Genomic DNA, 22,585 nt, shown 5'->3' on the forward strand with positions numbered 1-22,585 from the left:
GCCGAAGGAGTACCGATGACGAGCAGCACCGCAGCCCCCGCGCCCTCCATCCTCGGCGGACCCTCGCTCCCCCAGGAACGTCGCCTCGTCACCGCCATCCCCGGACCGATCTCCGAGGAACTCATGGCCCGGAAGCACGCCGCGGTCGCGTCCGGCGTCGGCACCACGATGCCGGTGTTCGCGGCCGGCGCGGGCGGTGGCGTCCTCGTCGACGTCGACGGCAACTCCCTGATCGACCTCGGGTCCGGCATCGCCGTGACCGGCGTGGGCAACAGCAACCCGCGCGTCGTCGAGGCCGTCACCCGACAGCTGCAGGAGTTCACCCACACCTGCTTCACCATCACCCCCTACGACTCCTACGTCGAGGTCGCCGAGGCGCTCAACCGCCTCACCCCCGGCGACCACGCCAAGCGCACGGCACTGTTCAACTCGGGCGCCGAAGCGGTCGAGAACGCGGTGAAGATCGCCCGCAGCCACACGAAGAAGCAGGCGGTCGTCGCCTTCGACCACGCGTACCACGGCCGCACGAACCTGACGATGGCCCTCACCGCCAAGTCCATGCCCTACAAGAGCGGCTTCGGCCCCTTCGCCTCCGAGGTGTACCGCGCACCGCTGTCCTACCCCTTCCGCGACGGCGGGCTCACCGGCGCCGAGGCGGCGCAGCGCGCGATCACCCAGATCGAGAAGCAGATCGGCGCAGACAACCTCGCGGCGATCATCATCGAACCCATCCAGGGCGAGGGCGGCTTCATCGTCCCGGCGGACGGCTTCCTGCCGGCCCTGCTCGACTGGGCCCGCGCGAACGACGTCGTCTTCATCGCCGACGAGGTGCAGACCGGCTTCGCCCGCACGGGTGCGATGTTCGCGTCCGAGCACTTCGACATCGTGCCCGACCTCATCATCACCGCCAAGGGCATCGCGGGCGGCCTGCCACTCTCCGCCGTCACCGGACGCGCGGAGATCATGGACGCCCCGCACGCCGGCGGCCTCGGCGGCACCTACGGCGGCAACCCACTCGCCTGTGTCGCTGCCCTGGCGGCGATCGAAGCGTACGAGGAGGAGGACCTCGCAGCCTCGGCCCGGGCGATCGAAACCCGTATCGTCGACCGCTTCACCGCGGCACAGGCCTCCGACCCCCGCATCGGCGACATCCGCGGGCGCGGCGCCATGATGGCGGTCGAGTTCGTCGACCCGGCCACCGGCGAGCCCGACGCCGCCCTCACAGCACGCGTCGCGAAGGCCGCCCACCAGGCCGGGGTCATCGTCCTCACCTGCGGCACCTACGGCAACGTGGTCCGCTTCCTCCCGCCGCTGACCATCCCCCTCGAGCTGCTCGACGAAGGACTCGACGTCGTCCTCGAGGCGCTCGCCGCGAACTGACGCCACGCCCGCCGGTTCCTGAGCCTGTCGAAGGGCCGCCCTTCGACAAGCTCAGGGACCGATGTGGTCGTCCCCGAGCTTGTCGAGGGGCATGCACGCTGAAACACTGTGACCGACGGCACCGACACCACCAAGGAGCTCCACCCATGACCGACGCACGTGAAACCGATCTGCTCGCCAAGGTCCCGAACGGCCTGTTCATCGGAGGCGTCTGGCGCGACGCGACGGAGGGCGCGACGCTCGACGTGAGCGACCCGTCCACCGGCGACGTCATCAAGACGATCGCGGACGCCTCGGTCGCCGACGGCACCGCGGCCCTCGACGCAGCCGTCGCCGCCCAGGACGAGTGGGCGGCGACCGCTCCCCGCACCCGCTCGAACATCCTCCGGAAGGCCTTCGACCTCCTCCAGGAGCGTCGCGAGGAGTTCGCCCTCCTCATGACGCTCGAGATGGGCAAGCCCCTCGCCGAGGCGAACGGCGAGGTCACCTACGGTGGCGAGTTCCTCCGCTGGTTCTCCGAGGAGGCCGTCCGCATCTCCGGACGCTACGGGTCGAACCCCGAGGGCACCGGCATGATGACCGTCTCGCAGCACCCCGTCGGTCCGTGCTTCCTCATCACGCCGTGGAACTTCCCACTCGCGATGGCGACCCGCAAGATCGCCCCGGCGCTCGCCGCCGGCTGCACGGTCGTCGTCAAGCCCGCCGAGCTCACGCCGCTCACGACCCTGTACTTCGTGAAGCTGCTCGAGGACGCCGGGCTCCCCGCCGGCGTCGTGAACGTCATCACCACCTCCAGCTCCTCCGCAGTGTCCGGCCCGATCATCGCCGACCCGCGGCTCCGCAAACTGAGCTTCACGGGCTCGACGGCCGTCGGCCAGAAGCTCATCGAGCAGTCCGCGAAGAACGTCCTCCGCACCTCGATGGAGCTCGGCGGCAACGCCCCGTTCGTCGTGTTCGAGGACGCCGACCTCGACAAGGCCGTGGAGGGCGCGATGGCCGCCAAGTTCCGCAACATCGGACAGGCGTGCACCGCAGCGAACCGCTTCATCGTCCACCGCGACGTCGCGGACGAGTTCGCGAAGCGCGTCACGGACAAGGTCAACGCGTTCCGCATCGGTCGTGGCACCGAGGACGGCGTGACGATCGGCCCGCTCATCGACGACCGCGCGGTCACGAAGGCGAAGACCCTCGTGGGCGACGCCGTCGAGCGCGGCGCCGAGGTCCTCACCGGCGGCGAGGCCGTCGACGGACCGGGCACCTTCTTCCAGCCGACGGTCGTCACCGGCGTCGTGCCGGGGTCCGACATCCTCCGCGAGGAGATCTTCGGCCCGGTCCTCGCGATCGTGCCGTTCGACGACGAGGACGAGGCCGTGCGGCTCGCGAACGACACCGAGTACGGGCTCGTCTCCTACGTGTTCACCACCGACCTCGCCCGCGGACAGCGCATGATCGGCCGCCTGCAGACCGGCATGATGGGCCTCAACGTCGGCGTCATCTCGAACGCCGCAGCACCGTTCGGTGGCATCAAGCAGTCGGGTATCGGACGCGAAGGCGGGCTCGAGGGCATCCACGAGTACCTGTACACGAAGTACACCATGACGCCCATCGGCTGACCCACCTCGGTCGGCACGACGGAAACCGTCGCCGATCACCGATCCGACCGGCGACCTCGCCATCCTCGGTTCCATCCGACCGCCGGATCCGCCATACTCGACTATCGGCGCCGGTCCCGAGCACCAGCCCGACACCACGCACCACCCGGCCCCGAGCACCACCCGGTCCCGAGCACCACCCGGCCCCGAGCACCACCCCGGTCCCCCGAGCACCACCCCGGTCCCTGAGCTTGTCGAAGGGCCACGAACAGGAAGACACCTCATGAGCGCTATCGAACGCGACGTCGTCATCATCGGCGCCGGGGCCTCCGGGCTCACGGCCGCCACCAAGCTCCGCGCGGCGGGCCTGTCCGTCGCCGTCCTCGAGGCGCGCGACCGCGTCGGTGGTCGCCTCTGGACGAACCACATCGACGGAGCCATGCTCGAGCTGGGCGGCCAGTGGGTCTCCCCCGACCAGACCGCGCTGCTCGCCACGCTCGAGGAGCTCGGGCTCGACACCTACTCCCGCTACCGCGAGGGCGACAGCGTCTACGTCAACGCCGAGGGCGTGCGCACCCGCTTCACGGGCGACATCTTCCCCGTCGCCGAGTCGACCGCGGCCGAGATGGAGCGACTCATCACCCTGCTCGACGAGCTCGTGGAGCAGGTCGGCGTCACCGAGCCGTGGGCGCACGCCCGGGCGAAGGAGTACGACCGCATCTCGTGGAGCGCCTGGCTCGCCGAGCAGACGGACGACGTCGAGGCGCGCGACAACATCGCCCTCTTCATCGCCGCCGCGATGCTCACGAAGCCCTCCCACTCCTTCTCGCTCCTGCAGGCGCTCCTCATGGCGGCGTCCGCCGGCAGCTTCACCCACCTCGTCGAGGCCGACTTCATCCTCGACAAGCGCGTCGTCGGCGGCCTGCAGCAGGTCCCGATCAAGCTCGCCGAGGCCCTCGGCGACGACGTCCACCTGTCCTCGCCCGTGCGTCGCCTCGAGTGGTCCGACGCCGGCGTCTCGGCCGAGGCGGACAGCGTGACGGTCAACGCGCGGTACGCGATCGTCGCCGTCCCGCCGAACCTCTACTCCCGCATCGACTTCCAGCCGCCGCTGCCGCGCCTCAGCCACCAGATGCACCAGCACATGTCGCTCGGGCTCGTCATCAAGGTCCACGCCGTGTACGAGACGCCGTTCTGGCGCGAGGACGGCCTGTCGGCCACCGCGTTCAGCCCGTACGAGCTCGTCCACGAGGCCTACGACAACACGAACCACGAGGACCCGCGCGGCACGCTCGTCGGGTTCGTCTCGGACGAGCGCGCCGACGAGGTCTTCAAGCTGAGCGCCGAGGAGCGTCGCGAGCGGATCCTCACCTCGCTGTCCCACTACTACGGCGAGCAGGCCCTCTCCCCCGTCGTCTACTACGAGAGCGACTGGGGCAGCGAGGAGTGGACGCGAGGCGCGTACGCGGCGAGCTTCGACCTCGGTGGCCTCTCGCGCTACGGCGCCATGCAGTCGACGCCGGTCGGTCCGATCTTCTGGTCGACGAGCGACCTCGCCGCCGAGGGCTACCAGCACGTGGACGGCGCGATCCGCAAGGGCGCCGACACCGCGGAGGCGATCATCGCCCGCCACCAGGCGTAAGCGTCTCCGACCTCCTCGGTCCCTGCCCTTCGACAAGCTCAGGAACCGCGTGTCGAAGGGCGCTCCGCTCCCCGCCCACCGCCTCCGGTCCCTGAGCACCACTTCCGGTCCCTGAGCTTGTCGAAGGGCCACCCCCGTCGATACCCTGCACCAACGAAACACCCGCACACCGCCGTGCATCCTGGTCCCGGTCCCTGAGCTTGTCGAAGGGCGCACCCGATCGAAAGCGAACACCAGATGAGATACATCGTTGGCTACACCGATACGCCGGCGGGACGCGACGCGCTCGCGCTCGGCATCCGGATCGCTCGGACCACCGGCGCCCGGCTCGACATCGTCCTCGTGCTCGCGAACGAGGAACGCCCGACGATCACCCCGGCCGATCCCGGCTACGAACGGTTCCTCCGTGAGACGGCCGAACGCTGGCTCGCCGAGGCGCTCGACGCGGTCCCAGCCGACATCACGGCCAAGACGCACCTCGTGTACGACGAGTCGTTCGCGGAGGGCCTCCTGGAGGCCTCCCGCATCCTCGAGGGCGGGCTCATCATCATCGGTGCGGCGCGCGGCGGACTCCTCGGCCGGTTCACGCTCGGCAGCGTCGCGAACACGCTCCTGCACTCGGCGGTCGTCCCGGTCGCCCTCGCTCCGGTCGGCAGCCGCGACCTCCTCGACGCGCAGCCCACCGGCGGCACGGTCAGCCGGATCACCTGCGCGATCGGCACCCGTGCCGGCGCGCACCAGCTGCTCGACGCGGCCATCGTCGTCGCCAAGAACGCGGTCATCCCGCTCCGCCTGGTCTCGCTCGTCGCGCTCGACCAGCCGGAGGGCGCCGAGCACCCCGAGGCGACCGCCCGGGCCGAGTCGCACGCGGCGGAAGTCCTCGCCTACGCGACCGAGCACCTGCCGAAGGACATCGACGTGACCACCGAGATCGCCTCGGGCACCCGCATCGAGGACGCCGTCTCGCACCTCGAGTGGAAGCCCGCGGAGATCGTGCTCGTCGGTTCCAGCCGACTCGCCACCCCGAAGCACCTCTTCCTCGGCTCCACGGCAGCGAAGATGCTGCGGGAGCTCCCCGTACCCATGGTGGTCGTGCCCCGCGACTCCGTGCTGACCCTCGGAGACCCGACATGACTCCTCCCGAAACCACTCCCCCGCGCGACGTCGCCCACCCCGAGACCACCGCGACGGGCGCCCTCTCCAAGAAGGGCCTCGGCGCCGGCACCGTCGGCCTCGTCGGCGCGATCGTCATCGGCATCTCGTGCATCGCCCCGGCGTACACGCTGACCGGTGCCCTCGGTCCGACCGTCGCGGAGGTCGGCACCCACGTGCCGGCCATCTTCCTCGTCGGCTTCATCCCGATGCTGCTCGTCGCCTTCGGCTACCGGGAGCTCAACAGCCGCATGCCGGACTCCGGCACCTCGTTCACCTGGGCGACGCGCGCGTTCGGCCCGTGGGTCGGTTGGATGGCCGGTTGGGGCCTCATCGCCGCGACCATCGTCGTGCTCTCGAACCTCGCGGGCATCGCGGTCGACTTCTTCTACCTGATGCTGTCGCAGATCTTCCAGAACCCCGACATCGCCGGCCTCACGTCGAACCCGTTCATCAACGTCATCACCTGTCTGGCGTTCATGCTCGGGGCGACGCTCATCTCCTACCGCGACATGCAGACGACGCAGAAGCTGCAGTACGTGCTCGTGGGCTTCCAGTTGCTCGTGATGGTGCTGTTCGGCATCGTCGCCTTCGCGCACGTCGCGGGCGGTGACGCGTTCGACGCCCTCCCGATCTCGCTCGACTGGTTCAACCCGTTCGCCGTCGGGTCGTTCAGCGCCTTCGCCGCCGGCCTCTCGCTCTCCATCTTCATCTTCTGGGGTTGGGACGTCACGCTGACGATGAGCGAGGAGACGAAGGGGTCGAGCTCGACGCCAGGCAAGGCCGCCACGGCCACGGTCGTCATCATCGTCGTCCTCTACCTGTTCCTGTCGGTCGCGCTCATCAACTACGCGGGCGTCGGCGACGGCGAGTTCGGGCTCGGCAACGAGGACATCCAGGGCAACGTGTTCTTCTCGCTCGCGGGGCCCATCCTCGGTCCGCTCGCGATCCTCGTGTCGATCGCGGTGCTGTCGTCCTCGGCCGCCTCGCTGCAGTCGACGTTCGTCTCCCCCGCGCGGACCCTGCTCGCGATGGGGCACTACGGCGCGCTGTCGCCGAAGTTCTCGAAGGTGCACCCGAAGTTCTTCACGCCCGGCTACGCGACGATCGTCTCGAGTGTCGTCGCGTCGGTGTTCTACGCGGTCATGCGCTTCATCTCCGAGGACGTGCTCTGGGACACGATCACGACCCTCGGCATGATGATCTGCTTCTACTACGGCCTGACGGCGTTCGCGTGCGTCTGGTACTTCCGGAAGCAGTGGTTCTCGAGCGCACGGAACTTCTTCTTCCAGTTCTTCTCCCCGCTCGTCGGCGGTCTCATCCTGGGCGTGCTCTTCTTCACCACGATCATCGAGAGCGCCGACCCCGACTACGGCAGCGGATCGAACATCGGCGGTGTCGGGCTCGTGTTCATCCTCGGCATGATCATCATCGTGGCGGGCATCGTCATCATGCTCATCCAGGCGAAGCTCCGACCGGACTTCTTCCGCAACAAGACGCTCGCCCGCGGCATCGCCGGCGACGCGAACGAAGCGGACGCCGCCCTCCCGGAATGACCCGCTGACCACGACGCCCGTCCGACGCACCTCGTCGGACGGGCGTCGTGCGCTCGGCGCTAGACTGTTCGCATCCCCGCCGCGTCGCAACGAAAGAGACCTCCGTGCCGACCATCGTCGTAGAAGTCATGCCGAAAGCCGAACTGCTGGACCCCCAGGGCAAGGCCGTCGCCGGCGCCCTCGCGCGTCTCGGCAAGAGCGAGTTCACCGATGTCCGCATCGGCAAGCGCTTCGAGCTCACGGTCGACGGCCCCATCACCGACGCCACGCGCGCCACGGTGCAGCAGATCGCCGACGACATCCTCTCGAACGCCGTGATCGAGGACGTCGTGGCCATCCACTACCCCGAGGGCTCCGAGGCATGACGACCCGTATCGGTGTCATCACCTTCCCCGGTTCGCTCGACGACCGCGACGCCCAGCGCGCGGTCCGCATGGCGGGTGCCGAGCCCGTCGCGCTCTGGCACGGCGACCACGACCTCCAGGGTGTCGACGCCGTCATCCTGCCGGGTGGCTTCAGCTACGGCGACTACCTCCGCGCCGGCGCGATCGCCGCAGTCTCGCCGATCATGACCGAGCTGAAGGACGCCGCCGGCAAGGGCATGCCGATCCTCGGGATCTGCAACGGCTTCCAGATGCTCGTCGAGGCGCACCTGCTGCCCGGTGGCCTCATCCGGAACGCCCACCAGCAGTTCATCCGTCGCGACCAGCTGCTCACGGTCGAGAACGCCGACACCGCCTGGACCCACCAGTTCTCGAAGGGGCAGGAGATCACCATCCCGCTCAAGAACGCCGACGGCGGCTACATCGCCGACGCCGAGACCCTGGCACGTGTCGAGGGCGAGGGCCTGGTCGCCTTCCGCTACGCGGGCGTGAACCCGAACGGTTCGCTCGACGACATCGCCGGCCTCACGAACCCGGCCGGCAACGTCGTCGGGCTCATGCCGCACCCCGAGCACGCGATCGAGCCGGGCTTCGGTCCCGACACCCCGCTCGCCATGCGCTCCGGTGTCGACGGTCTCGCCTTCTTCACGAGCGCTGTGCAGGCCCTCCAGGCGGTCTAGCAAACACACGTCGTCTCCACGCCCGTCCCGATCCGTCGGGGCGGGCGTGTTGCGTCGGTGGAGGGATCCCGCAGTGCCACCCAGGTCCCTGAGTGCCGCCCCGGTCCCTGAGCCCCACCCCGGTCCCTGATCCCTACCACCCCGGTCCCTGAGCCCCAATCCGGTCCTAGAGCGCCAATCCGGTCCCCGAGCCCCAATCCGGTCCCTGAGCTTGTCGAAGGGCGGCCCGCACCACCGGCTACCATCGACACTGGTCGGACCAATCGAGGGGGCAGCATGGCGGAGCCGCTCGAAGCGCTCGTGGCGAGGCTCGTCGAACTGGCCACGCCGGAGCCCGGCACCACCGCGCGGCGCCTGCCTCCGGAACGCGAGCTCGGCGAGGCACTGCAGATGAGCCGCGGCGCCCTTCGCGAACAGCTCGCAGTCCTCGAACGGCTCGGCTTCCTCCACCGCACCCAGGGTCGGGGCACCTCCATCGACGCTCCGGGCGACGACTTCGTCCGCAGTTGGTTCACCATCTCCCGTCAGCTGGGCTACCTGTCCGACGATCAGTTCGCCCGCTCGCGCATGATGCTGGAGGAGACCGTCGCCGAGGCGGCGGCCGGGCTCGTCACCGACGAAGCGGTCGCAGTGCTGCGCGACGACGTCGACCGCATGATCGCCGCGACGCTCGCCGGGGATCACGATGCGGCGCTCGAGGCCGACGTCGACTTCCACAGCCGACTGAACGCCATCGTCGACGACCCGATCTTCCGACTCATGCACGAGGGCTTCAGTCACGTGCTCCGCGAGACGATCCGGCAGCGTCGACTCCGCGCGATCGAGGTGGAGCAGCCGGACGAGCGCGGCGTCCGGCGGACCGACAGCGTGCACTACGCCGTCGTCGACGCCCTGGCCGCTCGAGACGCCGAGGCCGCCCGACGCGCGATGCGCCAGCACTTCGAGGACTGGTTGCAGCTCGAAACCGACGACAGCGCGAGCTGACGCGTCGCGACCCCGACCCGGTCCGGGCAACCTCCTCCGCTCCCTGAGCCTGTCGACGGGCCCACGGAACACCCGCCGAACCCGGCAACGCCCCTTCGGTCCCTGAGCCTGTCGAAGGGCACTCGTCGGCACTTCGACAAGCTCAGTGACCGGAAGAGGTGCACGCGGATTCCTTCCGGACCCAGAGCAACCCCCTCCGCTCCCTGAGCCTGTCGAAGGGCACACGGGAGAACCCCGCGAATCCGGCATGCCTCCTCCGCTCCCTGAGCCTGTCGAAGGGCCCACGGGAGAACCCCGCGAATCCGGCATGCCTCCTCCGGTCCCTGAGCCTGTCGAAGGGCACACGGGAGAACCCCGCGAATCCGGCATGCCTCCTCCGCTCCCTGAGCCTGTCGAAGGGCCCACGAGGACACTTCCACAACCGGGCCGACTCAGCATCTGGAATGTCAGTGGTCCATGATGGACTTGTTCCATGACCGAGACCACCCTCACCGCGATCCGCGCGAGCGACGAGTACGCCGCGCAGCCTCGCGGAGTTCTCGGACCATTACGCGGACATCCAGCGGCGGCGTGCTGCTCTGGACGCCGAGGAGGCTCGGCTGCTCGCCCGTTCCGCCGCCTACGCCGACGCGCTTCGCGGACGTCGGTCGGTCCCGGCCGATCTTCCCGCCGGCCGAACGGCAGGCGCTCTCGCGCCGCTCCACCTGCGCGGCCCTCGCGATGGCGACCCGGACGCCCGAGCGGACCGTTCAGCGGGCGACGAACGACGCCGAACGCCTCGTGAACGACGCCCCGGCCGTGCTCGCCTCCCTCGAGGCCGGGCGCATCTCGGCGCGGCACGCGCAGACGATCATCGACCAACTCAGTGACGTGCCGACCGCAGGGCGGCCGGTGTTCCTCGCTGAGGTCCTGCCGGTCGCGGAAGAGTCCACCAACGCGAACCTCCGCAGGCGCGCCCGCATCGCTCCGCGAGCGCCTCCACCCCGAGTCCATCACCGCCCGCGCTCGGTCCGGTCGGAGGCCGACCGCCGGGTCGAGTTCGAGCCCGCCGCCGACGGCATGGCGTGGGTGCACCTGTTCACCACGGCGCCGATCGCGCAGGGCATCATCGAGCGGGTCGAAGCAGCCGCGGCGGAGTCACGCAAGGCCGGTGACACCCGCACCTGCGCCCAGCTGCAGGCGGACGCCCTCGCGGCGCTCGCGCTCACCGGCGTGACCCCGGACGACGTGATGTCGAGCCCGGTGCTCCCGCACCCGATCGAGGTCCAGGAGCACATCAAGCCCACCGTGCAGATCACGGTCCCGGCGCTCAGCATGGCCGGTGTCAGCGACGCCCCGGCCACGCTCGACGGGTACGGTCCGATCGACCCGGAGACCGCCGCACGTATCGCGGTGAACGCGCCGAGCTTCACCCGGATCCTCGTCCAACCGGAAACGGGTGCGGTGCTCTCCGTCGGGCGGAACCAGTACCGGGTTCCGGCCGACCTGCAACGCGCGGTGCGCCTGCGGGACGGCACCTGTCGGGCACCGGGCTGCGGGCAGACGCGCCAGGGCCTGCGACCTCGACCATTCGGTCGCCTGGGAAGACGGCGGGACGACAGATGTCGGGAACCTCGCCTGTCTCTGCCGACATCACCACCGGATGAAGCACCTGCCCGGCTGGAACCTCGACCACGGGCCCGGCGGGGTCCTCGATTGGACGACACCCGACGGGAAGCAGTATCGGACGGAACCCGATCCCGCGCCGTTCTGACCCCCGCCGGCACCTGCGCCTGTCGATGGGTTCTTCGTGGGCACTTCGACAGGCTCAGTGACCGGGAGAGGTGTACCCAGAACCGATTCGGTACCCGAGCCTGTCGACGGGGTCCTCGTGGGCACTTCGACAAGCTCAGTGACCGGGCTGGACTGTGCTCGCACGCTTTCGGTCCCTGAGCCTGTCGAAGGGCACTCGGGTCGCGCCGCCTCGATGAGCGGGAGAGGTTCACCCGGATGGCCCGGTCCCTGAGCCCGTCGAAGGGCAGCCGAGCCGCGCCACCTCGGCCATCGGGCTAGGGTTCGCCCGAATCACCCTCGATCGCTGAGCTGCGCCGCACCGGGCCCGTCGACGTGTCGAAGGGTCCTCGGGGGCATTTCGACAAGCTCAATGACCGGAAGGAGCCGCGTACCCCGTGTCGACGGACAGCCGGGCGTCCACCACCGGGCGCTTGCCCGCGTCGACACCGGCAGCTACGATTGGTCCAACCAATCCACCGGAGGACGCCATGGCATCGACGCCACAGCCCGCACACACCATCACCTTCGTCGGCATCGGCGCGATCGGCCTGCCGATGGCCACCCAGCTCGCCGCGGCCGGCCACCGGGTCACGGGCGTCGACCCCTTCCCCGCCGCACGGGAACGCGCGGCCGCCGCCGGCATCAGCGCGGTCGAGTCGATCACCGAGGCGCCGCAGGCCGACACCGTCGTGGTCATGGTCGCGACGCCCGACCAGCTCGCCGAACTCGTCACCCTCGCCCTCGCCGCCACCGATCCCTCCGGCCAGACCTGGATCATCATGAGCACCGTCGGCCCCGCCTCCGTCGTCGAGCAGGCCGCCCGTCTCGAAGCCGCGGGCGCAGCGGTCGTCGACGCCCCGGTCACCGGCGGCGTGGCACGCGCCAGCACCGGCGAGCTCACCATGTTCGTTTCCGGATCCCCCGCCGCCACCGCGGCCGCAACGGAGCCGCTCGCCGCCCTCGGCACCGCCAGGATCGTCGGCGAAGCCATCGGCGACGGCCAGGCGATCAAGGTCGTCAACCAGCACCTCTGCGCCGTGCACATCGCCGCTGCCGCCGAAGCCCTCGCCCTCGCATCCTCGCTCGGCCTCGACCCGGCGGCCGTCCTCCCCCTCGTCGAGTCCGGTGCAGCCGCGTCCTGGATGCTGTCGGACCGCGGACCCCGCATGCTGCAGGACACCGATGCCCCGGTGATGAGCCGCGTCGACATCTTCGTCAAGGACACCGGCCTCGTCGCCGATGCGGCGAGCGCCGCCGGAGCCGCGACCCCCGTCCTCGACGCAGCGCGCGAACGCTTCCTCGCCGCTGCGGCGTCCGGCCTCGGCGCACGCGACGACTCCCGAGTGATCGAGACCTACCAGGATGCCGGCCACCCCCGCCAGGAGACGCACGCATGAAGACCCTGATCCTCGACGACGGCACGTCGCACCGCCCAGGAGCCCCACGCATGACGCCCCAGCCCCTCGGAGCCGCACGTTCCACCACCCAGGAGACCCACGCATGAAGACCCTCATCCTCGACGACGACCCCACCGGCACGCAGTCGGCCTCCGGCGTCGACGTCCTGCTGGAGTGGGACGCCGACCTCATCGAGCAGGCCCTCGGCGGAGCCGACGCGGTCTACCTGCTCACCAACACCCGCGCCGTCCCGGAGGACGAGGCCGTCGCGCTCCTGGAACGCACCCGCGAGCAGGCGGCGGAGGCCGGCCGTCGTCTCGGAGAACGCATCCACATCGTCCTCCGAGGTGACTCGACCCTGCGCGGGCACGTGTTCGCCGAGACCGCCGTCTTCACCGGGGACCGCAGCGTCATCGTGTTCGTCCCGGCCTTCCCGGAGGGCGGGCGCACGACGATCGACGGCACCCACTACGTCCGGATCGGTGACGAGACACTGCCGGCCCACGAGACGGAGTACGCCCAGGACCCCGTGTTCCCGTTCCGCTCGGGACACCTGCCGGACTACGTGCGCGAGCAGTCCGGGCGGGAGGCCGCCCACTTCGGTCTGGCGGGTCTCCGCGACGGCGCCGCCGAGTTCCGTGCAGCTCTCCGTGACGCCGCTCCCGGAACGGTGCTCCTTCCGGACGCGGAGACGGGAGACGACGTCCGGATCATCGCGCAGGCCATCACGGCGGCCTGGGCCGACGGAGCCGACGTGGTCGTCCGGTCCGCGTCACCCCTCGCTGCGGCCATCGCGGGCGTCGAGAGCGACGGCCTCCTCCCCTCGCCGCTCGTCGCGGAGCCGGTCGCCGCGCTCCTCGTCTGCGGCTCCCACACCATCGGTGCGACGCGACAGCTCGCGCCCGTCGAGGCGGCGTTCGGCCCCGCCGAGATCGTCCCCACGAGCGACGCCCTCCAGGATGCCGTCGCCACCGGACGGGCCGTGGCGGAGGCCGCTCGAGCGAGACTCGCCGCGACGGGGTTCGCCGCGATCTCGTCCGAGCGGGAACGGGACGCCTCGCACAACACGCTCGACCACGGCGAGCGGGTGATGATCGCACTGACGTCGGCGACCGCTGCGCTCCGAGGATCGGTGGAGGTCGTCGTGTCGAAGGGCGGCATCACCTCCGCCGAGGTCGCCCGGGTCGGACTCGGCGCCAGGCGCGCACGCGTCCTCGGACAGGTGCTGCCCGGGGTCTCGGTGTGGAGCGTGGTGACACCCGAGGACGAGGAGAAGCTCTACGTGGTCGTCCCGGGGAACGTCGGCGACCCGTCGACGCTCGTGGACGTCCTTGCAGCGCTCGGCCGGACCGCCTAGCGTCCGAGGATCTCCGACGCGTTGTGGTCGATCCACGCCATCAAGGGCATCAGGTGCTCGTTGAGGTCGCGACCCCGGTCGCTCAGGCTGTACTCGACGCGAGGCGGGATCTCGGGGTGCGCGACGCGGACGACGAGGCCGTCCTCCTCGAGCGTGCGGAGCGTCTGGGCCAGCATCTTCTCGCTGATGCCCTGGACCACCCGTCGCAGCTCACCCCAGCGATGGGTGCCGTCGGACAGCGCCAGGAGGACGAGGACGCCCCACTTGCTGGTCACGTGGTCGAGCACCGTGCGCGAGGGGCAGGCGGCAGGCAGGATGCCGTCGGTGAATCCGGGGCGTCTTCCCAGCTGCGTGTCTACGCTTGTCATGACTCATTCCTTACTTATCGGACAGTAGCTTACCTCAAAGTGGGTACTGCAGATCGGGAAGTAATGTGATCGGAAGCGGGTTCCTCCTCAGCGAACCCCATCGAAAGGACCCTCACATGTCTCTCGTCGTCACCGGAGCCACCGGCCAGCTCGGCCACCTCGTCGTCGAGCACCTGCTCGCCCGCGGCACCGACCCCGCCACCATCGTCGCCACCGGCCGCCGGACCGAGGCGCTCGCCGATCTCGCCGCGCAGGGCGTCCGCACCGCGAAGGTCGACTTCGCCGACCCGGCCACCCTCGACGCCGCCCTCGAGGCCGGCGACACGGTCCTGCTCGTCTCCAGCAGCGAGGTCGGCCAGCGCGTCGCCCAGCACGCCGCGGTCATCGACGCCGCCAAGCGCGCCGGCGTCGCCCGCCTCGTCTACACGAGCGCGCTCCGGGCCGACACCTCCCCGCTGATCCTCGCCCCCGAGCACAAGGCGACCGAGGAGCTCATCCACGCGTCCGGCCTCCCCTTCACCATCCTCCGCAACGGCTGGTACACCGAGAACTACGGCCAGTCCGTCGACCAGGCCAAGGCGACCGGATCGTTCGTCGGGAGCGTCGGCGACGGTCTCGTGTCGAGCGCGTCGCGTACCGACTACGCGGAGGCGGCCGCCGTCGTCCTCACCACCGACGGACACGAGGGCAAGGCCTACGAGCTCGCCGGCGACGTCGCGTGGTCGCACAACGAGCTGGCGCAGGCGATCGGCGAGGTCGTCGGCCGCGAGGTCGTGTACCAGGACCTCTCCCCCGAGGACCACCTGAAGGCCCTGCTGGCCGCCGGTCTCGATGAGGGCACCGCGGGATTCGTCGTCGCCCTCGACGGCAACACCCGTGACGGGCTCCTCGCCGACACGAGCGGCGACCTCGGTCGGCTGATCGGGCGTCCGACCACGCCCCTGATCGAAGGACTGCGCACGCTCGTCGCCTGAGCCGCGTCCACACCTCCTGCAATCAGCCGGGCCCGGAGCACATGCTCCGGGCCCGTTCGCGTGCGCTGACGCCACGGCTGGAGGAATCCGTTGCAGAAACGCGATCCGACGCACGAATCCGTCACCTCGATCCGGGTTATGCTCTCGATACCGCTAGCGCGCCGAGGATGACGCGCCGGCCAGACGGCACCACCGACGCTTCGAGCAGGTGATATGACGAGCAACGCGGACACGGTCTTCACCGGAGGCACCGTCTTCCGGAACGCCCTGCTCACGCCGCAGACCGGTGCCGTCGCCGTCTCCGACGGCCGGATCGTCGCCCTCGACGCCGACGCGCGCGCGGCGATCGGTCCCGACACCGAGATCGTGGACCTCCGAGGCGGTCTCCTGCTCCCCGGCTTCGTCGACGCGCACGTCCACCCCGATCGAGGCCGGACTCGAACAGCTCGCGTGCGACCTGTCGGCCGAGCGCACACCCGAGGAGTACCTCGCCACGATCGCCGCCTACGCCGAGGCCCACCCCGAGCGCCCGTGGATCGTCGGCGGCGGCTGGCAACAGGCCGCCTTCCCCGGCGGCACCCCGCTCGCCGCTGACCTCGACCGGGTGGTGCCGGACCGCCCCGTCTTCCTCCAGAACCGCGACCACCACGGCGCCTGGGTGAACACCGCGGCACTCCGTCTCGCCGGCATCGACCACACCACACCGGACCCCGCCGACGGCCGGATCGAGCGGGACGCGGACGGCACCCCGAACGGCATGCTCCACGAGGGTGCCCGCTCGCTCGTGTCCCGGTTCGTCCCCGTCGACACCGATGAGGACGTCGCGGCCGCCCTCGTCGCAGCCCAGCAGACCCTCCACGGCTTCGGCGTCACCGGCTGGCAGGACGCGATCGTCGGCGACTACGGCAGCCACACCGACACGAGCGACGCCTACCTGCAGGCGATGGCGGACGGGTCACTCACCAGCGACGTCGTGGGGGCGCTCTGGTGGGACCGGGATCGTGGACTCGAGCAGATCGACGAACTCATCGCACGCCGCGACGCGATCGCACGCCGCGCCGCAGCCCTCGGGACGACGACCGGGCGCTTCACGGCGGGCACCGTCAAGATCATGCAGGACGGCATCCCCGAGAACCGGACCGCCGCGATGATCGACCCCTACCTCCGCACCTGCCACTGCGGCGACACCGCGCCCGAGCGCGGCATCTCCTTCCTGGAGCCCGCGATCCTCGTCGAAGCGGTCACGAGGCTCGACGCCGCCGGATTCCAGGTCCACTTCCACGCGATCGGCGACCGGGCGGTCCGCGAGTGCCTCGACGCCCTCGAGGCCGCGCGGGAGCGCAACGGCGAGAGCGACAACCGGCACCACATCGCGCACGTGCAGATCGTCCACCCCGACGACCTGCCGCGGTTCGCCCGACTCGGCGTCACGATGAACATGCAGGCGCTCTGGGCCACGTGGGAGCCCCAGATGGTCGAGCTGAACCTGCCCCTGCTCGGCGAGGAACGCGCCTCCTGGCAGTATCCGTTCGGCGATGCGGCACGACTCGGCACCCTGCTCTGCGCCGGATCGGACTGGCCCGTCACGACCCCCGACCCGTGGCAGGCCCTGCATGTGGCGGTCAACCGGACGCTGCCGGCCGACGATCCCGACCACCACCCCGAACCGCTCAACCCGGGACAGTCGCTGACGCTCGGAGCGGCGATCGCCGCGTACACGCACGGGTCCAACCGGATCGACCACCGCGACGACACCGGAGTGATCGAGGTCGGCGCCGTCGCAGACCTCGTCCTCGTCGATCGCGACCCGTTCGCCGGCCCCACCACCGAGATCGCGCACACCAGGACCGTCGGGACCTGGATCGCCGGACGCCGCGTCTTCACCTCCACCACCACATCAACCGAGCAAGGAACCTGACATGAAGAACCGATACCTGCTCCCGGCCGCACTCACGGCCGCCGCCGCGCTGCTGCTCACCGGCTGCGTCAACAACGAGGTCGCCACACCCGACGCCACCGGCTCCAGCTGCCGCGGTGACCGTCGACAAGGCCGCCGAGGCCCTGCTCCCCGACGACATCCGTCAGGCCGGCAAGCTCATCCTCGGCACCGACGCGACCTACGCGCCCAACGAGTTCAAGGACGCGAACGGCGACCCGATCGGGTGGGAGATCGAGCTCGCCGACGCGATGGCCGGCAAGCTCGGCCTCACCACCGACTACCAGGTGGCGAAGTTCGACAACATCATCCCGAGCATCACCGGTGGCAAGTACGACGTCGGGCTGTCGTCCTTCTTCGACACCAAGGAGCGTCAGCAGCAGGTCGACATGGTCGACTACTTCACGGCCGGGATCCAGTGGGCGACCCTCGCGGGCAAGTCCGTCGACCCCGACAACGCCTGTGGGCTGAAGGTCGCCGTCCAGAACGGCACGACGGAGGCCCTCGACGACGTCCCCGCCAAGTCACAGGCCTGCACGGACGCCGGCAAGCCCGCGATCGAGGCCCTCGGCTACGACACGCAGGACGAGGCGACGGCAGCGGTCACGCTCGGCCGCGCCGACGCGATGACCGCCGACTCCCCGGTCGTGCAGTACGCCGTCCAGCAGAGCGACGGGAAGCTCGAACTCTCCGGTGACGTCTACTCGACGTTCCTCTACGGCATGCCGATCGCCAAGGACCGTGGCGACCTCGGCAAGGCCCTCCAGGCCGCCCTGCAGTCCCTCATGGACGACGGCACCTACGGCTCGATCCTGAGCAAGTGGGGCGTCGAGTCCGGCGCCATCGACAAGATCGACATCAACGGCGCGACGAGCTGACCGTGAGCGACTCCAGAACCACCGGAACGGCGTCCGCGCCCCCGGTGCCGTTGAAGGTCGTCAAGCTCCGCCATCCGTGGCGGAACGTGTTCGCCGTCATCATCGTGCTGTTGCTCGTCGCCTTCGTGGTCGACGCGGCGACGCGACCGGCGTACGACTGGCCGGCCGTCGGCAAGTACGTCTTCGACCGGCGGATCACCATGGCAGCGCTCATCACGCTGCAGCTGACGGTGTACTCGATGATCGGCGCCATCGTCCTCGGCGTCGTGCTCGCGATCATGCGACTGTCGCCGAACCCGGTGCTCAAGGCCATCGCATGGGGCTTCGTCTGGCTGTTCCGCGGGACGCCGGTCTACGTGCAGCTGGTCTTCTGGGGCCTGCTCGCGACGATCTATCCGACGCTCAACATCGGCCTGCCGTTCCTCCCGCCGATCGCGCAGCTGCCGACGGACGCCGCGCTGAACACGTTCTGGATCGCCGTCATCGGGCTGGCGCTCAACGAGGCCGCCTACATGTCGGAGATCGTGCGCGCCGGTCTGCTGTCGGTGGACCGCGGACAGGAGGAGGCGTCGACGGCGCTCGGGATGAGTTGGGCGCAGACGATGCGGCGGGTCATCCTGCCGCAGTCGATGCGGATCATCATCCCGCCGACGGGCAACGAGGTGATCTCGATGCTCAAGACCACCTCGCTCGTGACGGCCGTCCCGTTCACGCAGGAGCTCTACACGAGGTCGCGGGACATCTCGTCCGAGACGTTCAACCCGATCCCGCTGCTCATCGTCGCGTCGCTCTGGTACCTGCTGTTCACCTCGATCCTGATGGTGGGTCAGTACTTCCTGGAGAAGCGGTTCGCGCGCGGGCTCACCCGGATCGACGCGGGGGCACCGGTCACGACCGAGGCCATCCAGGTCCAGGAGGCCGAGGCGCGCGCCAAGCAGAGTCCTGCCGACGGCGAGAGCGGAGAACGACGATGACGATCACGGACACGACCGACATGGTCCGCGCGGAGGGCGTGGTGAAGTCCTTCGGCTCGAACACGGTCCTCAAGGACATCTCGCTCACGGTACGACGCGGCGAGGTGATGTGCCTGGTCGGGCCGTCGGGCTCCGGCAAGTCGACCTTCCTGCGCTGCATCAACCACCTGGAGCGGGTCGACGGCGGACGGTTGCTCGTCGAGGGTGACCTCATCGGATACCGCGAGCGGGGCGACAAGCTCTACGAGTTGAAGCCCAAGGAGGCGGCGAAGCAGCGGCGCGACATCGGCATGGTGTTCCAGCGGTTCAACCTGTTCCCCCACATGACGGCGCTCGAGAACATCATCGAGGCACCCATGCAGGTGAAGGGCCAACGGCGCGCGGTCGCCGAGCAGCGCGGCCGGGAACTCCTGGACCGGGTCGGTCTGAGCGACAAGGCGGCTGCGTACCCCGGTCACCTGTCGGGCGGTCAGCAGCAGCGGGTCGCGATCGCGCGGGCCCTCGCGATGGACCCGAAGCTCATGCTGTTCGACGAGCCGACCTCGGCACTCGACCCGGAGCTGGTCGGCGAGGTCCTCGACGTCATGAAGGGACTCGCGAAGGACGGCATGACGATGATCGTCGTCACGCACGAGATGGGGTTCGCCCGGGAGGTGGCCGACTCACTCGTGTTCATGGACGGCGGCGTCGTCGTGGAGACGGGAGCACCTCGCGAGGTGCTCGCCAACCCGCAGCACGCCAGGACGCGGGCGTTCCTCTCGAAGGTGTTGTGAGCACGAACGCGGCCCGCTCCCCCAGACCTGGGCGAGCGGGCCGCGTTCCACCCGAGGACGGGCGGGCGAAGGGGCTCAGTGCAGCTTCTTCTGGACTTCCTTCTGGGCCTTCGCCGTGGCCTTCTTCGCGTTCTTCACGGCCTTCTTGCGCGCCTTCTCGACGCGAGGGTCGTTCCAGAACTCTTCTGCGGCGTGCTTGATCTCGCGGTACCGGGTGCGTCCGGCCTTCGCGCCGAGCGTGTAGGCACCGAAGGCGATGAGGCCGACGATGATGAGGAGGATCTTCTTACCCATGGTGTTGCTCCCTCTCCCACGGATCGCCGTGGGGCGTTGATGTGTCCCGATGGTTCTTCCCGCGACACTGGCATTCTGCGACGCGCGGCTGCGGATCAGCCGATTCGGACGGGGGCTTGCAATTGCGCCGGCACGTCCGGATCAGTGACGGTCACTGGAGGACGCGCTTCGGCTTGGCGGCGCGGAAGCCGCCACCGACCTCGACGAGGACGGGGAGCTCGACGCCGAGCAGGCGGTCGAGCGACTCCACCGCCGTGCTGACGGTCTCCACCGCCGTGCGGGGCGAGACGCCGCGCCGGCAGGTGACGGCGACCTTGAGCGCCTGCGCCCGGTTCACGTCCCAGGCGGAGACGCGGACGGATGAGAACGCTTCGGTGTCGTCGAGCGCATCGCCGAGCGCGTTGGCCGCGACGTCCGTCTCGAGCACGATGTCGCCGTGCTCGACGGTCGCGCGATGCACGACGCCGGAACGGCCACGACCCTGACGCAGGACGAACGAGATGAGCAGGGCGGCGACGAGCACGAGCAGCACGATCCCGGCGATCGGGACGAGGACCGGGGCCGTCTGTCCGGCGTCCGCGCCGGGCACAGCGGCGAACGGGTTCCAGGCGAACCAGCCGTCGATCGTGTCGAGCACCGCGTCACGGTTGTCGCGCCACCAGTCGGCGACGACGGGCACGGTGACGACGGCGAGCGCCGCCGCCCCGATCACGACGAACACGAGTCCGATGAGGAGGATGAGCAGACGGTTCAGTCCGCGGTTGGTGGAGTTCACTGTCCGACCTTCCCGTTCGACGAGATGGAGGTGGTCGCCCGGAGCGACGGCTGCAGGCCGAACGCGTCGAGGTCGGCGGCGACGGCGCGGTCGACCTCGGACCGGTCGACGGGCATGCCGCTGGCGGGGGTGATCCGGATCGCGGCGCTCCGCCGGCCGACGGCCACGGAGGTGCCGTCAGGATGCGTGGCAGCCGTCGTCGAAGCGCGCTGTGCGAGGGCCGACGCGATGACCTCGTCATCGACGACCGCGAGTACGCGCCCGGTCGACAACAGATGGCGGTGACGACGCCCCGGTCCGAGCGCGATCCCGATGAGGACCACCCCGAGCAGGAGCACGAGTGCGCCCGCGACGGCGAGGATGACGGGCTGCGTCGTCGGCAGGCTGGCCGCGGCTCCCGGGATCTCACCCGGGGCGACGAGGAGCGGGCGGACGCCGATGAGGGCGAGCACCGTCTCCACGGCGATCCAGAGCGCGACGAGCACGAGCAGGACCGCGAGGAGGATCGCGGCGGTCGAGCGCGGCGAGTGCAGTTCGCGGCGAGCCAGGCGCCGGAGCACCCGCGTCGGGCCGGTGACCGGGGTCGTGGCTGTGGGGGTCATGACACGCGTCCTTCCTGGTCGATCTCGAGTCCGCTCACGCGGATGGAGACGCGCGAGACGCTCGAACCGGACAACTGCTCGACGCGAGCGGCGATGGCACCGGTGGCGGCCGAGACGCGCTCGACGATGGAGCCCCCTGAGCGCTGGAGCGCGTCGGGGGTGGCCGAGACGCGCGCCAGTGGGATCGCACGCATCGGCGAGGTGACGATGAGCGCGAGTGCGCCCCGGTCGTCGGCGAGCTCGACCTTCACGCGTCCCGCCGGGACCCCGAGCGATTCGGCCGCGATGTTCACGGCGACGTGCTCGAGGGCCTTCGCGGTGATCCGCGTCCGGCCCGGCCCGCCGTGCGGGTGCACGCCGGGAGCTTCGGCGACCGAGGGGACACCCCGGTCGAGGACGGCGGTGGTCATGACGAGACGCGCTTCCCGCGGACGGCGTCGACGATCGCGTTCAGGTCGGTCTGGCCGGTGACGATGCGGGCCACGAGGGCGCCGATCCCCATCGCGACCGCGACGAACACGAACGCCCAGAACCCGAAGGCCACCCAGCTGAGTGCGAGGACGGCACCGATCAGGATGCCGGTGTTGGTGGCGGTCACTGGACTCGCGCCTCGGCGTTCTGGTCCTCGTCGTCGGACGGGATGAAGACGTCGCTGACGGTCACGTTGACCTCGGTGACCTCCATGCCGACGAACTGCTCGATCGCGCGGATGATGGAGGCGCGGACCTCGCTCGCGACGGCCTGCAGGTCGACCGGGTAGTCGGCGACGATCACGACGTCGACGGCGACCTGGGTCTCGCCGACCTCGACGCGGATGCCCTGCGACAGGTCGGAGGAGCCGATGGCGTCGCGGATGGCACCGAAGGCACGGGCTGCGCCACCACCGAGGGCGTGCACGCCGCGGACCTCGCGGGCTGCGATGCCGGCGATCTTCGCGACCACGCCGTTGTCGATGACCGTCTTGCCGTGGGTGTTCGTCTGCGTGGCGGCGTTGTTCTCGCCGACGACACCCTTCGTGACGGTGGGCTTCGGGGAGTTGGTGGTGTTCGACATGGTGTTGCCCTTCCTGGTTCGTCTCGAGCGAGCGGTTGATCGCTTCGTTGGTGATAGGACGC

At 70.0% G+C, this 22,585-nt stretch carries 23 protein-coding genes; 16 read left to right on the forward strand and 7 right to left on the reverse strand.

Going from position 1 to position 22,585, the window contains the following annotated elements:
• Nucleotides 1-15 precede the first annotated feature (15 nt).
• The 11 genes from gabT to AC5JOC_RS01155 all read left to right on the forward strand — a co-directional run bounded on the left by gabT (nucleotide 16) and on the right by AC5JOC_RS01155 (nucleotide 13,896).
• Entirely contained in the window at nucleotides 16-1,380 is a 1,365-nt protein-coding gene (gene gabT / locus AC5JOC_RS01105; RefSeq protein ID WP_494244908.1) for a 4-aminobutyrate--2-oxoglutarate transaminase, read from the forward strand.
• Nucleotides 1,381-1,526: 146 nt separating this feature from the next.
• Complete coding sequence (locus AC5JOC_RS01110; protein ID WP_079705051.1) at nucleotides 1,527-2,993, forward strand: NAD-dependent succinate-semialdehyde dehydrogenase; 1,467 nt, start codon at nucleotides 1,527-1,529, stop codon at nucleotides 2,991-2,993.
• 262 nt (nucleotides 2,994-3,255) lie between these two features.
• On the forward strand, nucleotides 3,256-4,614 hold the full coding sequence (locus tag AC5JOC_RS01115) for a flavin monoamine oxidase family protein (protein ID WP_138946360.1): 1,359 nt from the start codon (nucleotides 3,256-3,258) through the stop codon (nucleotides 4,612-4,614).
• 237 nt (nucleotides 4,615-4,851) lie between these two features.
• Nucleotides 4,852-5,748 carry a universal stress protein gene (locus tag AC5JOC_RS01120; RefSeq protein ID WP_086474644.1) on the forward strand — a complete coding sequence of 299 codons (897 nt, stop codon included), beginning with the start codon at nucleotides 4,852-4,854 and terminating at the stop codon, nucleotides 5,746-5,748.
• On the forward strand, nucleotides 5,745-7,322 hold the full coding sequence (locus tag AC5JOC_RS01125) for an APC family permease (RefSeq protein WP_079705048.1): 1,578 nt from the start codon (nucleotides 5,745-5,747) through the stop codon (nucleotides 7,320-7,322). The genes AC5JOC_RS01120 and AC5JOC_RS01125 overlap by 4 nt, the downstream gene beginning before the upstream one ends.
• A 104-nt stretch (nucleotides 7,323-7,426) precedes the next feature.
• Nucleotides 7,427-7,687: a phosphoribosylformylglycinamidine synthase subunit PurS gene (gene purS, locus AC5JOC_RS01130; RefSeq protein ID WP_064294182.1), complete on the forward strand. Its 261-nt coding sequence runs from the start codon at nucleotides 7,427-7,429 to the stop codon at nucleotides 7,685-7,687.
• Complete coding sequence (gene purQ, locus AC5JOC_RS01135; RefSeq protein WP_064294181.1) at nucleotides 7,684-8,385, forward strand: phosphoribosylformylglycinamidine synthase subunit PurQ; 702 nt, start codon at nucleotides 7,684-7,686, stop codon at nucleotides 8,383-8,385. The genes purS and purQ overlap by 4 nt, the downstream gene beginning before the upstream one ends.
• 276 nt (nucleotides 8,386-8,661) lie before the next feature.
• Entirely contained in the window at nucleotides 8,662-9,369 is a 708-nt protein-coding gene (locus AC5JOC_RS01140) for a FadR/GntR family transcriptional regulator (protein ID WP_494244910.1), read from the forward strand.
• A gap of 570 nt (nucleotides 9,370-9,939) precedes the next feature.
• Entirely contained in the window at nucleotides 9,940-11,301 is a 1,362-nt protein-coding gene (locus AC5JOC_RS01145) for a DUF222 domain-containing protein (protein ID WP_494244912.1), read from the forward strand.
• A 329-nt stretch (nucleotides 11,302-11,630) separates the two neighbouring features.
• Nucleotides 11,631-12,539 (forward strand): NAD(P)-dependent oxidoreductase, encoded by a 909-nt coding sequence (locus AC5JOC_RS01150; protein WP_494244913.1) that lies wholly within the window; start codon nucleotides 11,631-11,633, stop codon nucleotides 12,537-12,539.
• A gap of 103 nt (nucleotides 12,540-12,642) precedes the next feature.
• Nucleotides 12,643-13,896 (forward strand): four-carbon acid sugar kinase family protein, encoded by a 1,254-nt coding sequence (locus tag AC5JOC_RS01155; RefSeq protein WP_494244915.1) that lies wholly within the window; start codon nucleotides 12,643-12,645, stop codon nucleotides 13,894-13,896.
• Here the strand turns inward: AC5JOC_RS01155 and AC5JOC_RS01160 are convergent.
• Complete coding sequence (locus AC5JOC_RS01160) at nucleotides 13,893-14,264, reverse strand: winged helix-turn-helix transcriptional regulator (protein ID WP_064294176.1); 372 nt, start codon at nucleotides 14,262-14,264, stop codon at nucleotides 13,893-13,895. The genes AC5JOC_RS01155 and AC5JOC_RS01160 overlap by 4 nt on opposite strands.
• A gap of 116 nt (nucleotides 14,265-14,380) precedes the next feature.
• Here AC5JOC_RS01160 and AC5JOC_RS01165 point away from each other — a divergent pair, with 116 nt between their 5' ends.
• From AC5JOC_RS01165 to AC5JOC_RS01185, 5 genes are all read left to right on the forward strand, one after another.
• Nucleotides 14,381-15,238 (forward strand): SDR family oxidoreductase, encoded by an 858-nt coding sequence (locus AC5JOC_RS01165; protein WP_494244917.1) that lies wholly within the window; start codon nucleotides 14,381-14,383, stop codon nucleotides 15,236-15,238.
• Nucleotides 15,239-15,524: 286 nt separating this feature from the next.
• Nucleotides 15,525-17,156 carry an amidohydrolase gene (locus tag AC5JOC_RS01170; protein WP_494244918.1) on the forward strand — a complete coding sequence of 544 codons (1,632 nt, stop codon included), beginning with the start codon at nucleotides 15,525-15,527 and terminating at the stop codon, nucleotides 17,154-17,156.
• A 116-nt stretch (nucleotides 17,157-17,272) separates the two neighbouring features.
• Nucleotides 17,273-18,052 carry an ABC transporter substrate-binding protein gene (locus AC5JOC_RS01175; protein ID WP_494244920.1) on the forward strand — a complete coding sequence of 260 codons (780 nt, stop codon included), beginning with the start codon at nucleotides 17,273-17,275 and terminating at the stop codon, nucleotides 18,050-18,052.
• 2 nt (nucleotides 18,053-18,054) lie between these two features.
• The gene (locus AC5JOC_RS01180) at nucleotides 18,055-19,026 is read left to right on the forward strand and encodes an amino acid ABC transporter permease (protein WP_079705041.1); all 972 of its coding nucleotides are present in this window, start codon (nucleotides 18,055-18,057) and stop codon (nucleotides 19,024-19,026) included.
• Nucleotides 19,023-19,799 (forward strand): amino acid ABC transporter ATP-binding protein, encoded by a 777-nt coding sequence (locus AC5JOC_RS01185; protein ID WP_274598595.1) that lies wholly within the window; start codon nucleotides 19,023-19,025, stop codon nucleotides 19,797-19,799. The genes AC5JOC_RS01180 and AC5JOC_RS01185 overlap by 4 nt, the downstream gene beginning before the upstream one ends.
• A gap of 75 nt (nucleotides 19,800-19,874) precedes the next feature.
• Here the strand turns inward: AC5JOC_RS01185 and AC5JOC_RS01190 are convergent, their stop codons facing one another.
• The 6 genes from AC5JOC_RS01190 to AC5JOC_RS01215 all read right to left on the reverse strand — a co-directional run bounded on the left by AC5JOC_RS01190 (nucleotide 19,875) and on the right by AC5JOC_RS01215 (nucleotide 22,523).
• On the reverse strand, nucleotides 19,875-20,093 hold the full coding sequence (locus AC5JOC_RS01190; protein WP_064294172.1) for a hypothetical protein: 219 nt from the start codon (nucleotides 20,091-20,093) through the stop codon (nucleotides 19,875-19,877).
• Nucleotides 20,094-20,244: 151 nt separating this feature from the next.
• Nucleotides 20,245-20,868, reverse strand: a complete 624-nt coding sequence (locus AC5JOC_RS01195; protein WP_494244922.1) for a hypothetical protein — start codon at nucleotides 20,866-20,868, stop codon at nucleotides 20,245-20,247.
• Nucleotides 20,865-21,470, reverse strand: coding sequence for an Asp23/Gls24 family envelope stress response protein (locus AC5JOC_RS01200; RefSeq protein WP_137242342.1), 606 nt, complete (start codon nucleotides 21,468-21,470; stop codon nucleotides 20,865-20,867). Before AC5JOC_RS01200 ends, AC5JOC_RS01195 begins: the two co-directional genes overlap by 4 nt.
• Nucleotides 21,467-21,880, reverse strand: a complete 414-nt coding sequence (locus AC5JOC_RS01205) for a hypothetical protein (protein WP_079705038.1) — start codon at nucleotides 21,878-21,880, stop codon at nucleotides 21,467-21,469. The genes AC5JOC_RS01200 and AC5JOC_RS01205 overlap by 4 nt, the downstream gene beginning before the upstream one ends.
• Nucleotides 21,877-22,068 carry a DUF2273 domain-containing protein gene (locus AC5JOC_RS01210; RefSeq protein ID WP_056008790.1) on the reverse strand — a complete coding sequence of 64 codons (192 nt, stop codon included), beginning with the start codon at nucleotides 22,066-22,068 and terminating at the stop codon, nucleotides 21,877-21,879. The genes AC5JOC_RS01205 and AC5JOC_RS01210 overlap by 4 nt, the downstream gene beginning before the upstream one ends.
• Nucleotides 22,065-22,523: an Asp23/Gls24 family envelope stress response protein gene (locus AC5JOC_RS01215; RefSeq protein WP_079001390.1), complete on the reverse strand. Its 459-nt coding sequence runs from the start codon at nucleotides 22,521-22,523 to the stop codon at nucleotides 22,065-22,067. The genes AC5JOC_RS01210 and AC5JOC_RS01215 overlap by 4 nt, the downstream gene beginning before the upstream one ends.
• Nucleotides 22,524-22,585: the final 62 nt, after the last annotated feature.

The organism is Plantibacter sp. (assembly GCF_059073635.1).

Coding starts and splice junctions, on each gene's coding strand:
- AC5JOC_RS01190 (WP_064294172.1), bottom strand. CDS start 20,093: ATGGGTAAGAAGATCCTCCTCATCATCGTCGGCCTCATCGCCTTCGGT.
- purQ (WP_064294181.1), top strand. CDS start 7,684: ATGACGACCCGTATCGGTGTCATCACCTTCCCCGGTTCGCTCGACGAC.
- AC5JOC_RS01125 (WP_079705048.1), top strand. CDS start 5,745: ATGACTCCTCCCGAAACCACTCCCCCGCGCGACGTCGCCCACCCCGAG.
- AC5JOC_RS01205 (WP_079705038.1), bottom strand. CDS start 21,880: ATGACCACCGCCGTCCTCGACCGGGGTGTCCCCTCGGTCGCCGAAGCT.
- AC5JOC_RS01160 (WP_064294176.1), bottom strand. CDS start 14,264: ATGACAAGCGTAGACACGCAGCTGGGAAGACGCCCCGGATTCACCGAC.
- AC5JOC_RS01140 (WP_494244910.1), top strand. CDS start 8,662: ATGGCGGAGCCGCTCGAAGCGCTCGTGGCGAGGCTCGTCGAACTGGCC.
- AC5JOC_RS01155 (WP_494244915.1), top strand. CDS start 12,643: ATGAAGACCCTCATCCTCGACGACGACCCCACCGGCACGCAGTCGGCC.
- gabT (WP_494244908.1), top strand. CDS start 16: ATGACGAGCAGCACCGCAGCCCCCGCGCCCTCCATCCTCGGCGGACCC.
- AC5JOC_RS01185 (WP_274598595.1), top strand. CDS start 19,023: ATGACGATCACGGACACGACCGACATGGTCCGCGCGGAGGGCGTGGTG.
- AC5JOC_RS01110 (WP_079705051.1), top strand. CDS start 1,527: ATGACCGACGCACGTGAAACCGATCTGCTCGCCAAGGTCCCGAACGGC.
- AC5JOC_RS01215 (WP_079001390.1), bottom strand. CDS start 22,523: ATGTCGAACACCACCAACTCCCCGAAGCCCACCGTCACGAAGGGTGTC.
- AC5JOC_RS01115 (WP_138946360.1), top strand. CDS start 3,256: ATGAGCGCTATCGAACGCGACGTCGTCATCATCGGCGCCGGGGCCTCC.
- AC5JOC_RS01200 (WP_137242342.1), bottom strand. CDS start 21,470: ATGACCCCCACAGCCACGACCCCGGTCACCGGCCCGACGCGGGTGCTC.
- AC5JOC_RS01120 (WP_086474644.1), top strand. CDS start 4,852: ATGAGATACATCGTTGGCTACACCGATACGCCGGCGGGACGCGACGCG.
- AC5JOC_RS01165 (WP_494244917.1), top strand. CDS start 14,381: ATGTCTCTCGTCGTCACCGGAGCCACCGGCCAGCTCGGCCACCTCGTC.
- AC5JOC_RS01150 (WP_494244913.1), top strand. CDS start 11,631: ATGGCATCGACGCCACAGCCCGCACACACCATCACCTTCGTCGGCATC.